This window comes from Falsiroseomonas stagni DSM 19981, assembly GCF_900114315.1.
GTDB classification, from domain to species: Bacteria; Pseudomonadota; Alphaproteobacteria; order Acetobacterales; family Acetobacteraceae; genus Falsiroseomonas; species Falsiroseomonas stagni.
The window spans coordinates 171,354-184,136 of record NZ_FOSQ01000007.1 but is presented as its reverse complement, the minus strand read 5'-3'; the positions used below and the strand labels follow the sequence as shown (position 1 = coordinate 184,136).

At 68.3% G+C, this 12,783-nt stretch carries 8 protein-coding genes; 6 read left to right on the top strand and 2 right to left on the bottom strand.

The features are described from left to right. Positions 1 to 16: 16 nt before the first annotated feature. Positions 17 to 820: an alpha/beta hydrolase gene (locus BM041_RS18450; RefSeq protein WP_092961356.1), complete on the bottom strand. Its 804-nt coding sequence runs from the start codon at positions 818 to 820 to the stop codon at positions 17 to 19. Between the two features lie 79 nt (positions 821 to 899). Here BM041_RS18450 and BM041_RS18445 point away from each other — a divergent pair, with 79 nt between their 5' ends. After that, positions 900 to 1,466, top strand: a complete 567-nt coding sequence (locus tag BM041_RS18445) for a nucleoside 2-deoxyribosyltransferase (protein WP_092961355.1) — start codon at positions 900 to 902, stop codon at positions 1,464 to 1,466. A gap of 263 nt (positions 1,467 to 1,729) precedes the next feature. Further along, positions 1,730 to 6,664 (top strand): beta strand repeat-containing protein, encoded by a 4,935-nt coding sequence (locus BM041_RS30065; RefSeq protein WP_139226103.1) that lies wholly within the window; start codon positions 1,730 to 1,732, stop codon positions 6,662 to 6,664. Positions 6,665 to 6,679: 15 nt separating this feature from the next. On the opposite strand, the gene BM041_RS18435 is transcribed toward BM041_RS30065, so the two are convergent. Next, a complete protein-coding gene (locus tag BM041_RS18435; RefSeq protein ID WP_092961354.1) occupies positions 6,680 to 7,723 on the bottom strand; it encodes a hypothetical protein in 1,044 nt (347 codons plus the stop codon). Between the two features lie 103 nt (positions 7,724 to 7,826). Between BM041_RS18435 and BM041_RS18430 the strand changes: the two genes are divergently transcribed. The 4 genes from BM041_RS18430 (at position 7,827) to BM041_RS18415 (ending at position 12,777) form a co-directional block, all read left to right on the top strand. Further along, positions 7,827 to 9,527 carry a gamma-glutamyltransferase family protein gene (locus BM041_RS18430; RefSeq protein ID WP_092961353.1) on the top strand — a complete coding sequence of 567 codons (1,701 nt, stop codon included), beginning with the start codon at positions 7,827 to 7,829 and terminating at the stop codon, positions 9,525 to 9,527. Beyond that, positions 9,527 to 10,228 (top strand): DUF1194 domain-containing protein, encoded by a 702-nt coding sequence (locus BM041_RS18425; protein ID WP_092961352.1) that lies wholly within the window; start codon positions 9,527 to 9,529, stop codon positions 10,226 to 10,228. Before BM041_RS18430 ends, BM041_RS18425 begins: the two co-directional genes overlap by 1 nt. A 138-nt stretch (positions 10,229 to 10,366) precedes the next feature. Next, complete coding sequence (locus tag BM041_RS18420) at positions 10,367 to 11,830, top strand: circularly permuted type 2 ATP-grasp protein (RefSeq protein WP_456303965.1); 1,464 nt, start codon at positions 10,367 to 10,369, stop codon at positions 11,828 to 11,830. A gap of 5 nt (positions 11,831 to 11,835) precedes the next feature. Next, the gene (locus BM041_RS18415; protein ID WP_092961351.1) at positions 11,836 to 12,777 is read left to right on the top strand and encodes an alpha-E domain-containing protein; all 942 of its coding nucleotides are present in this window, start codon (positions 11,836 to 11,838) and stop codon (positions 12,775 to 12,777) included. Positions 12,778 to 12,783: the final 6 nt, after the last annotated feature.

Genomic DNA, 12,783 nt, shown 5'->3' with positions numbered 1-12,783 from the left:
ATATTTTAAGCTTGAACTATCGGCGACATGCAAGCCGTTTTGCATGCCCCACCAGCGCGCTGCCCGGATCGGCCAGCGGCGCGATGACTGTGAAGTGGTTCAACCCCGGCAGCGCCTCTGCCTTGCCGCCCCAGGCGGCCGCCATGTCGCGTGTCTGGCGCAGGTACTCCGGGCTTTCGTCACCGCCAACCACGCAGTGGAGAGTGCCCGGGGGCTTCGGCAGGAAGCGGGGCGACACGGCGCGGGCCTCTGCCGGCGTGATCCGCAGGCCCGCGCCGATGGTCGTGGGCAGCAGCGGCTCCAGCTCGAACACGCCGGAAATCGGCAGCGCGGCGGGCACGAGGTCCGCCGGCAGTGCCGGATCCATCGCGCGCCATTCCGTCGCCAGCATCATCGCCGCCAATTGCCCGCCGGCGGAATGGCCCGTCACCATCAGGCGCCGGCCGTGCCGGCGGAACAGGAAGGCGCAGGCGGCGCGCATCTGCGCGACGATGGTGCTGACGGTGACGCCTGGCGCCAGGTCATAGGACGGTACCGCCACCGCAATCCCATGGCCGTTCAACCCCCGCGCGCAATGGCTGACCCATTCGCGCCCGAGTGCCATCCAGTATCCGCCATGGATGAAGACGGCCATGGCGACGGCCTCTCCCTCTGGCCAGAACAGGTCCAGCCGCTCCCGTTCCCCGATCCCGTAGACGAGGCCGAGTTCGGCGCGCGGGCAGGCTTCCCGCCAGGCGCTGGCGTCCCTTTGCCATCCCGCCATCACGGCGGGGTGTTCGGGCACGCGGGCGCGGTTGTTGTATTCGGCTTCGGGGTCCATGGCCGCATTGCACGCGGGGCCGCCGCGCGCGGCAAGCCCCCCGTTCCACAACCACCCCTGTTTGAGGCAAGAGGGGGCCATGAAAGTCTACCTCGCCGGCCCCGACGTCTTCCTGCCCGATGCTGCCGCCATGGCGGCGGAGAAGAAGCGCCTCTGCGCGCTGTACGGGCTGGAGGGGGTCTTCCCCACCGATCCGCGGCCCGATCCCGCCGCCGATGCGGCGCCCGATCTCTGGTACGCCATCTACCTGCGGAACGAGGCGCATATCCGCGCCTGCGATGCCCTGGTGGCGAATCTGACGCCCTTCCGAGGCCCATCCGCCGATGCCGGCACCGTCTACGAACTGGGCTTCATGCGGGCGCTCGGCCGTCCGGTGCTGGGCTACAGCAACGACGACGCCGATTTCAGCACCCGCACGCGCCGCTTCCTCGGCGATGCCGCGCGCCGTGACGCTGAAGGCGAGTGGGTGGATGGGGAGGGACTCTCACTCGAATCCTTCGGCCTCACCGACAATCTGATGATCGATGGCGGCATCCGTGCGGCGGATGGGATGCTGGTGCGCCGCGCGGTGCCGGCCGCGCAGCGCTGGTCCGACCTCACGGGCTTCGAGGCGTGCCTGAAGGCGCTGGCCACCCGCAACGGTTGAATGGGTGGCCACGGGCGGGTTGTCGGCCAGAATTTTCCCGGCAAGCGGGAATGAGGCGTCGGCGTACAATCAAAAGGCGATATCAGCCAATTATTTCAAGAATTTCATGCTCTAGACTGAGTCTCTTCTTGCAATGTCCTCGATAAAAGACCGTATGAATTATTGAGCAGCCGGTAGATCCGTGGGAGCCTTCGCATAAATCGCACGGCCGCTCATCGGGTGCGCCGTCGTCGCAGCAACGCTCAGACCAGGGACGGCACCCCATGACCTCCATCCTCTCCCCCACCATCGGGGGCTTCGCCCGCGTGACCGAAACCGCCGCGGGTGTGAAGGCGAACAACAGAACTGACGTCTTTGCCATCTCGCCGGACGGCACGAAGATCGCCTTCGTCACCGAGGCGTCGAACCTCGTTCCCGGCGACACGAACGGCAAGCGGGACATCTTCGTCAAGGATCTCTACACCGGCGAATTGACCATCGTTTCGCGGGGGGTCTCCGGCGCCGAAGCCAACGGCGCCGCGTACATCGGTTTCCTCTTCTCTCCTGATGGAACGAAGCTGGCCTTCTACAGCGACGCCACCAATCTCGGTCCCACCGATACGAACAACCGCACGGACCTCTACATCAAGGACCTGATCACGGGCGCCGTGACGCTGGAGTCGGTCATCCCGGGCGGAGCCGAGCCGAACGCCTATTTCTCCCATCTGGCCTATTCTCCGGACGGCAAGAGCATCGCCTTTGTGTCGAACGCGACGACGCTCGTCCCCGGCGTTACCGGCGGCTTCGACAACGTGTACGTCAAGAACCTGGCGACTGGCGCCTACACGCTGGTATCCAGCAATGCGGCGGGAGCGAATGCGAACAACTACGTCGAACTCCCGGTCTTTTCGCCGGATGGCACAAAGATCGCCTTCGCTTCCCCAGCCAGCAACCTCGTGCCTAACGACACCAATGGCACCCCGTCGAGCAACCTTCCCTACACTTATGACATCTTCATCAAGGACCTGCTGACGGGCGCGATCACCCGCGTCAGCACGGCGAGCGATGGCAGCGAGTTGGAGACTGCGGCGGCGCGGGGGGTGAGCTTCTCCCCCGACGGCGCCAAGATCTTCTTCCGGCTGACCGTGGACACTGGTTCCACCACCAGAACCACACTGATGGAGAAGGACCTCGTCACCGGGGAGCTGACGGATGTCTTCGCAGCGGCCGGCGCGACCATTCCCGACGGTGACTTCACCACGAGCAGCGCTTTCGTGTTCAGCGACCTCGGCGCGCTGTCGGCTGATGGCAGGAAGCTCGTCTTCCTGAGCTCGGCCAGGAATCTTGATCCTGACCATACCGATGGCGCAACCAACGTCTACGTGCTGGACCGCGACACCGGCTCGATCACCTGGATCGCGAAGGAGCAGTCCGCCGCCGCCCTGTCCGCGGATGGCAGCAAGCTGGTTCTGGCTTCTAACAAGAGTAACGGTTACGCCGACGACAGCGATGTGGGCTTCGACTACGACGTCTTCGTCGTCACCCTCGAGCCGTCCTCCGTTGCCCTGCCTGACCGAGCGACCGCCATCGAGGACGGTGCCGCCGTCACCATCGACGTCCTGGCGAATGACGAGACGGCGACGGCCGGATCCTCGAAGACGCTGGTGTCACTCAACACCGCGAATCTCATCGGCAGCGCCAGCATCGTTGACGGCAAGGTCGTCTACGACCCCGGCCTGAACTTCCAGTCGCTGAAGCAAGGGCAGACGACGGCGACCTACTTCCAGTACGTCATGGAAGATGGGGAGGGCGTTCAGCGCACCGGCACCGTCACGGTGACCATCCAGGGCACCAACGACCTGCCCGCCGTCAACACCCGCATCAGCGTGCCGGAGAACACGACCGGCGCCGTCTATACGGTGATCGGCGACGATCCGGATGGCGATCCGCTGACCCTGCGGCTCGGCGGCACCGATGCCGCGCTGTTCAACCTCAACACGACCACCGGCGACCTCAGCTTCAAGACGGCACCTGATTTCGAGGCACCGGCCGATGCCGGCGCCGACAACGTCTACAACGTCAGCATCACCGTCAGCGATGGCTACCAGCCCCTGGTGCAGCAGGTCGCGATCCGGGTCACCAACCTGGTCTATGAGAACAAGGCACCCGTCTTCACCTCCGGCGACACCGGCTCGATCGTCGAGAACGCGACCGGTGTGGTCTACACCGCTGCCGCGACCGACGATGGCGATGAACTCGGGCCGCGCCCGGTCGCGCTCGTCTACACCCTCGGCGGTACCGATGCCGGGCATTTCAGCATCAACGCCGCCACAGGCGCCGTCTCGATCAGTTCGGCGAAGGATTTCGAGCAGCCGGATGATTCGAATGGCGACCACATCTACGATATCACCGTCACCAGCAGCGATGGCAGCAGGTCCGCGACCCAGGCGGTGGCGATCACCGTCACCGACGTCTATGAGAATGTCGCCCCGGTCGTGACCTCCGCCGCCACCGCGAACTTCGCGGAGAATGGCACGGGCGCTGCCTACACGCTGGTCATCGTCGATACGGGCGGTGCGGCGGGACCCGCGGGTGGTGACAATTCGTATCTGGCCGTGACCATGGGCGGGGCGGATGCCGACCTCTTCAGCTACGATTCCGGCACGGGGCAGGTCCACTTCCTGGCGGCTCCGGACTTCGAAGTGCCGGTCGACAGCCTGGCCGATACCCTGGCGAATGTGTACCGGCTGACCTTCACGGTGAGCGACGGCGCCTTCACCGCGACGCGTAACGTCGCGATCACCGTGACCGACGTCTATGAGAACCTGGCCCCGGTCGTCACGAGCACGGGGCCGGCGACCTTCGCGGAGAACGGCACCGGTACGGCCTTCTCTGTCTCTGCGACCGATACTGGCGGCCCTTCGGCCGCGGGTCCGGTCACCCTCGTCTACTCCCTCGGCGGCGCGGATGCGGCGCTGTTCGACTTCGACACCGCAACCGGTGTTGCCACCTTCATCGATGCCCCGGACTTCGAGAACCCGCAGGACGACGGCGGCGACAACATCTACGACGTGACCATCACAGCCTCTGACGGAGCACTGAGTTCCAACGTCAACCTGTCGCTGACGATCACGGACGCGAATGCGCCGGCGATCATCGGCTCCGCTGGTTCTGCCACCTTCCAGGAGAATACGACCGGCACGGTCTACGCGATCACCTATACGGATGACGAGAATGTTGCCGGCGGGACTCACGCGCTCGCGATCGGTGGAGCCGACGCCGCCAACTTCGACCTGGATGCCGATACGGGCGTCATCACGTTCAAGGCGTCGCCGAATTTCGAAGCGCCGCGCAGCCCGGTCTATACGATCCAGGTCTTTGTCCAGGACATCATCGATGTCGCGGGTGTCCCGACCGTCGTCGGCACGCTGGGAAGCAAGCAGGTCCAGATCACCGTCACCAACGTGAATGAGGGCCTGAGCATCACCTCCGCCGCAGCTGTCGCCTTCACAGAGAACGTGACCAGCCCGGCCTACACGGTGGTTGGTGTTGATATCGATGCGGGCACGGTGCTGAACTACAGCATCTCCGGTACGGATGCGGCGATCTTTACCATCGACAGCATCACGGGCGCCGTGTCCTTCGTCAACGCGCCGGACTTCGAGACGCCGCTCGATGCCGGTGGCGACAACGTCTACGACTTCATGGTCTCCGCCACCGATGGCGAGTTCACCGCCACCAAGGCCGTCGCCATCACTGTCGGCAACGTCATCGAGGGCGGTGCCGGCAGTGACACGATCACCGGGTCAGGGGGGGCCGACACCATCGACGGCGGGGCGGGCCAGGATGCCATCAACGGCAGTGGTGGCAACGACATCATGCTCGGCAGCGGCGGCAACGACAACCTGAACGGCGGCGCGGGCGCGGACAGCCTGGTCGGCGGCGAAGGCAACGACCAGCTTTCCGGTGGCACGGATGGCGACACGCTTGCGGGCGGCGTGGGCAATGACACGATGGACGGCGGCACGGGGGCGGACAGCATCGCCGGCGGTGTGGGCGATGATGTCTACTACGTCGACAATGCCGGCGACAGGATTCTTGAACTGAATGGGGAGGGGACCGATCAGGTCTTCTCGACAGCCACGTTCACTCTGTCGAGTTTCCTCGAGACACTCGTGCTGCGCGGTGCCGGCAACACTGATGGTACCGGCAATGATGGAAACAACACCCTGACAGGCAATGCCGGAAGCAATCGCCTGTACGGTCAGGGCGGCCATGACCGCCTCGATGGGGGTGCCGGAGCCGATGCCATGCTTGGCGGCGCCGGCAACGACATCTACTTCGTCGACAACTCCGGCGATACGGTCGTCGAGCTTGATGGCGAGGGCGCTGACCAGGTCTATGCAAGCGTGTCCTACACCTTGTCCGCCTTCACGGAGGCGCTGTTCCTTCGCGGGACGGACACGATCGCCGGCACGGGCAACGCACAGGACAACACGCTTTCCGGTAATGTCGCCGGCAACACCCTGTCGGGCGGCGCCGGCAATGACAGGCTGGATGGCGGCGCTGGGGCCGATAGTCTTGTCGGCGGCGTTGGCAACGACGTCTACTTCGTGGACACGGCGGCTGATGCGATCCTCGAACTGAACGGGGAGGGAAGCGATCAGGTCGCCTCCTCCGTCAGCTACACCCTGTCCGACTTCATTGAAGTGCTGAGTCTGACAGGTACGGCGAGCATCGACGGCACGGGCAGCGCCCAGAGCAATTCGCTGGTCGGCAATGGGGGGGCGAATGCGCTGGATGGCGCCGATGGCAACGACACGCTGAATGGCGGCGCGGGGAATGACACGCTGACAGGCGGCGCGGGCAACGACAGTCTGCTGGGCGGCACCGGCAGCGATGTCTTCCTGTTCCGAAGCATCGGGGAGGCGCCGGATCGCATCGCCGACTACAACGTGGCGGAGGATTCGATCCAGGTTTCCGCCAGCGGGTTTGCTGGCCCGCTGACCATCGGCATCGATCTGGTCGCCAATAATCTCTACGTCGCCAACGCAGCGGGGGTTGCGACGGTGGCGGGGACCGGGCAGTTCGTCTTCGACACTGACGACCGGATCCTGTGGTGGGATGCCAACGGCACGGGTGCCGGCGGTGCCACGCAGATCGCCGTCCTTTTCGGGGTGTCGGGCTTCGTGAGCACGGAGATCCAGGTCATCGCGTGACGCGCGGCGCTTCCCTCATCGCCGCAGCGGCAGGTTGGTGAAGCGGGCGTGTCCCGGATCGGCCCCGATCCGCAGCACGCCCCAGCGCGCGATGTCCCGGTGGAAGGGCGCCTCTGACAGGCCAAAGGTGACGGCGGCGTGGTGCAGGACCACGTCGGCGCCCCCGCCGGGCAGCAATGCCTCGATCGCCTCGGCCGGGCGGAAGCCGGGGGCGGACCAGTCACCCGGCAGCGCCTCCGCCCCCTCGCCGAGCGTCCCGTCCTGCGCCACCGGCGCGGGCAGGCCCAGGGCGATGGCGGGGGCGATGGACAGGCCCGCACGCTCCGCCATCCCGACCAGGTCGCGCAGCATGGCCGCCAGGCTGCGCAGCGCCACGGCGCGGTCTGGCGTTTCTCCGGCATGAACCCAGTGGCGCATTCGCCAGACGCTGGCCGCCGCCAGGTCCGGCGCCACGCCGAGCCGAGGCAGCACCAGCCCCGCGCGAAAGCTCCGGCGGCCAAGATCGGCCGTGAGCACGGCGTCCGACCCCTCCAGCATCCGCATGGGCAACAGGCGTGCGGCGCCGAGCAGGCCCGTCTCCGCCGGATCGTGCCGGATGGCGGCGACGGCGCTGCCCAGCTTCTCCGCCCGCAGCAGCACGCCAGCGCGGCCCAGCGCCAGTTCCGCGATGCGCCCGACGCGAAAGCCACCGCCGACGACGACGCGCTGCGTGCCCTGCCATTCCGGACGCACCAGGCAGCCGCGGATGATCTTCACGAGGTTGTGGGCCACATCCTCGATCGCGCCCTGCACCAGGCCCGCGGCCACCGGCATGCCGCCGGACAGCGCCTGTTCCAGCGCCTCGGCCTCCACCGCTTCGGGCACGATGTCGCCGAAGGGGTCGCGGCCGCCCCCGCGGCGGTGGCGCAGGCGCCAGGCGGCCAGGATGGCGTCGAAATCCCGCTCCGCGCCGGCGGGCAGGCCGGGCAGGGCGTTGCCGCAGGCCTCCACGCGGAGGCCGCGCAGCAGCGTCGCGCCGTGGGTGACGGCGGGCAGGGTGGGGGATTGGGTATCGCGCATCGGTCCGCGGTGCCGACGCCCGAGCCGCCCGATGGTTCCCGGCCATTGACAGCGCCGCCCCGGGGCGCCGAGCCTTCCGCACCAGAAAGCATCGAGGCCAGCCATGACCGCCGGACGCCCCACCATCAGCGGCACGCGCCACGCCATCAGCGCGGGGCACTACCTGGCCGCGGCGGCGGGCTTCGCCATCCTGGAAGGGGGCGGCAACGCGGTGGATGCGGGCTGCGCGGCGGGCCTCGCGCTCGGCGTGCTGCAGCCGGACCTCGTCAGCGTCGCGGGCGTGGCGCCCATCCTGATCCGCAAGGCCGATGGCACGGTGGAGAGCATCGCGGGCCTCGGCCATTGGCCGGCCTCGACCCCGCCCGATGTCTTCATGCGGGAGCATGGCGGCACCATGCCGATCGGCGTGCGGCGCATGGTGGTGCCGGCGGCGCCCGATGCCTGGATCACCGCGCTGCGCCGCCACGGCACGATGAGCTTCGGCGACATCGCCGCCGGCGCCATCCGCTACGCTCGCGACGGCTACGCGACCTATGCGCTGCTGGCCGAGAGCATCGAGAAGCAGAAGGCCGCGTACGCCCGCTGGCCGCAGAACGCCGCCATCTTCCTGCCGGATGGCCGCCCGCCGCGGATCGGGGAGTTGTTCCGCCAGACGGACCTCGCCAACAGCCTCTCCTACATGGTGGACCAGGAACGCGCGGCCGCCTCGAAGGGGCGTGAGGCCGGGCTCCAGGCCGCGCATGACGCCTTCTACAAGGGCGATTTGGCGCAGCAGATCGTGCGGTTCATCAAGGCGGAAGGCGGGTTCCTCTCGGCCGAGGACATGGCCGGCTTCGCGTCCTGCATCGAACCCGTGGTGCGCCGCCCCTGGCGGGGGCATGAGGTCATCACCTGCGGTCCCTGGTGCCAGGGCCCGGCGCTGCTGGAGGCGCTGCTGATCGCGGAGAAGCTCGGCCTGGACGGCCTGGCGCACAACTCGCCGCAGTACCTGCATGTCATCACGGAGGCGCTGAAGGGCGCGCTGGCGGACCGCGAATATCATTTCGGCGACCCTGCCTTCACCGACGTCCCGCTGGAGACGCTGCTCTCGCCCTCCCATATCGCCCGCCGGGCCGCGGCCATCGACCTCACCCGCGCGCATCCCGGCCTGCCGGAGCCCATCCTCGGCAACGGTACCGAACTGCCGCCCGCGACCGAGGAGCCGCTGCCGAAGATCGAGGCCGATACCTCCTACGTCGCGGTGGTGGATCGCTGGGGCAACGCCTTCAGCGCGACGCCCAGCGACGGGTCCTGGAACGTGCCGGTGGTGCCGGGGACGGGGCTCGTCATCTCCGGCCGAGGCTCCCAGAACCGGCCCGACCCGCGCCATCCCGCGGGCGTGGCGCCCGGCAAGCGGCCGCGCCTCACGCCCAACCCGGCCATGGTGCTGACGAAGGAGGGCGGCGTGATGCCCTTCGGCACGCCGGGCGGCGATGTGCAGATACAGGCCATGCTCCAGGTCATGCTGAACATCCTGCATTTCGGCATGCAGGTGCAGGAGGCGATCGAGGCGCCGCGCGTCGCGACCTATTCCTTCCCCTCCTCCTTCGCGCCCTACGAATACTTCCCCGGGCGGCTCGCGGTGGAATCGCGCATCCCGGCGGAGACGCGCGCGGCGCTGTCGGCGCTGGGCCATGAGGTGAAGGACTGGCCGGCCACGACCTGGCTGGCCGGCAGCGTGGAGGTGGTGTTGAGCGAGCCCTCCACCGGGCTGATCCATGCCGGCGCGGATCCCCGCCGCCCGGCCTATGCCATCGCGAACTGATGCGCCGCCGCGCCCTGCTGGCCGCCCCCGCGCTCGTGGCGCTGCCCGCCGCTGCGCAAGGCGCGCCGGTCGATTCGCTGCTGGTGCTGGCGGTGGATGCCTCCGGCTCCATCGATGCCGATGAATTCGCCCTCCAGCGGGAAGGCATCGCGGAGGCCATCGCCCATCCCGCCGTGCTGGCTGCCATCCGGTCCCAACCCCGCGGCGCCATCGGCATCGCCATGGTGGAATGGGGTTCGCCCGGCGGCGCGGCGACGGTGGTGGACTGGCACCGCGTCTCGGACGCCGCCAGCGCGGCGGTGGCCGCCACGGCGATGCGCGATGCGCCGCGGTCCCGCCAATCCTACAACGCCATCGGCGACGCCATCCTGCACAGCGCCGCCCTGATCGCCGCGGCTCCCTGGGCGGCGACGGAGCGCACCATCGACGTCTCCGGCGATGGCCCGGACATGCGAAGCCGCGTGCCGGCGCCGGAGGCGCGGGACCGCGTGGTGGCCCAGGGCATCACCATCAACGCGCTCGCCATCGAGGTCGCGTCCTCCTGGTCCGGCGGGGTGCTGGCCGCGGCCTATGAGCGGGATGTGATCGGCGGCCCCGGTGCCTTCGTGATGCGGGCGGAGGATCGCCGCGACTTCGCCCGGGCGCTGCGCGCCAAGCTGATCCGGGAGGTCGCGCTGGCGCCGGGACCCCGCGCCGGATGACCGCACCGGCGGCAGCCCTGCCCAAGCGGCGGGCAGGCCGGGTTTCCGCAAGCGGGTCCTCGTGATGCGCGCCCCTTCCCAGGGCGATCGTATTCCGCGATGGTCGGGGGAAGGGAAAGTGGCTTCCGGATCAACCACGTGAACGAATCGCGCCGCGCCTTCGACGAGATGCATGCCGGGGGCGGCGTGCGCCCGGCCTATGCCGGGATAGAAGCCTGGCTCAAAGCCCATGGGCTGGAAGCCCTGGCCGCCAAGCGGGCGGAGGCCGAGGCGCTGTTCCGCCGCGTCGGCATCACCTTCGCCGTCTATGGCGAGGGGGGGGACCCCGAGCGGCTGATCCCCTTCGACGTCATCCCCCGCATCCTGGCCCGCCAGGAATGGGACCGCCTGGCGCGCGGCCTGACCCAGCGCGTGAAGGCGCTGAACATGTTCATGGCCGATGTCTATTCGAAGCGGGAGATCCTGCGCGCCGGCCTGATCCCGCCGAGCCTGGTGCTGCAGAACGAGGCCTTCCGCCCGGAGATGCAGGGCTTCACGCCGCCCGGCGGCGTCTACACCCACATCAGCGGCATCGACCTGGTCCGCACCGGGCCCGACGACTTTTACGTGCTGGAGGACAATTGCCGCACGCCCTCCGGCGTCTCCTACATGCTGGAGAACCGGGAGGCGATGCTGCGGCTGTTCCCGCAGCTCTGCGCCGGCCATCGCCTGATGCCCGTCGGGCATTACCCCGAGGAATTGCTGGAGACGCTGAAGGAAGCCGCGCCGCCGAACTGCCAGGGGGAGCCCTGCGTCGCGATCCTGACGCCCGGCCACTACAACAGCGCCTATTACGAACACTGCTTCCTGGCCGATGAGATGGGCGTGGAGGTCGTCGAGGGCTTCGACCTGTTTGTCGAGGACGCCGTCGTCTACATGCGCACCACCGCCGGGCCGAAGCGCGTCGATGTGCTGTATCGGCGGCTGGATGACGACTACATCGATCCGCTGGTGTTCAGGCCGGACAGCATGCTGGGCGTGCCCGGCATCTTCGCGGCCTATCGCGCCGGCAACATCACGCTGGCCAATGCGCCGGGCGCGGGCATCGCGGACGACAAGGCGATCTACCCCTTCGTGCCGGACATGATCCGCTTCTACCTGGACGAGGCGCCGCTGCTGCAGAACGTGCCGACCTATCTGTGCGAACGTGAATCCGACCGGGCCTATGTGCTGGAACACCTGCATGAGCTGGTGGTGAAGCTGGCGCGGGGATCGGGCGGCTATGGCATGCTGATCGGGCCCCACAGCACGGCGGAACAGCGCGAGGAATTCGCCCGCCGCATCAAGGCGCGGCCGGCCGACTACATCGCGCAGCCGACGCTGGCGCTGTCCACCGTGCCGACCCTGGCGGGCAGCGGCATCGCGCCGAGGCATGTGGACCTGCGCCCCTACATCCTGACCGGCAAGGATGTGCGGATCGTGCCCGGCGGGCTGACCCGCGTGGCGCTGCGGGAAGGGTCGCTGGTGGTGAACTCCTCGCAGGGCGGGGGCACCAAGGACACCTGGGTGCTGGATGACGGGCCTGCGCCCACCCAATCACAGTCCCAGAAGATGGGGGGCTGAACGCCATGCTCTCCCGCACCGCCGACAGCCTCTACTGGATGGGCCGCTATGTGGAGCGCGCCGGCAACCTCGCGCGTGGCATGCAGGTGGCGCTGCGCATGGCGGGGCTCGCCAGCAGCCTCGGCGGCGGCGTCGACGAATGGCGCACGCTGCTCGTCGCCGCGGGCGCGGAGCCCGGCTTCCTGGCGAAGCACAAGGAAGTCACGCCGGAAGCGGTGATCCGCTGGCTGGCGCTGGACGCGGACAACCCTTCCTCCATCGCCAATTGCATCGAGGCCGCGCGCGGCAATGGCCGCGCCGTCCGCACCGCGCTGACCGTCGACATGTGGGAAGCGCTGAACGACACCTGGCGGGAGATGCGCGCCCAGGCCCCGACGGCGGCGGAGCCCGACCGGCTGCCGCAATTCCTGGAATGGGTGCGCGCCCGCACCCTGCTGTTCAACGGCGCGGCGGCGGACACGATGCTGCGCAACGATGGCTGGCGCTTCACCCATCTCGGCGTGATGCTGGAACGCGCGGACAACACGGCCCGACTGCTGGACGCGAAGCACGAGACCATCAGCGGGGAGGGCAGTGAAGGCGCCGTCGCCTACGCGCAGTGGCAGGCGCTGCTGCGATCGGTCTCCGCCCTGCGATCCTACCAGTGGATCTACCACACCAGGCTCCAGCCCAAGCTGGTGGCGGACCTGCTGATCCTGCGCCCGGAACTGCCGCGATCCCTGCTGTCCTGCCACAGCCGCGTGGAACAGGTGCTGGACCGCATCGCCGAATCCAATGGCGGACGGCGCGGGGAGGCGCATCGCCTGGCCGGCGAGATCCATGCGCGCCTGCGCTACGGCCGGATCGAGGAGATCATGGAGGGCGGCCTGCACGCCTTCCTGACCCAGGCCATCAACCGCAACATCGACCTGGGGCGGGAGATCACCGCCTTCTACCTGCACGGCTGAGAGAAG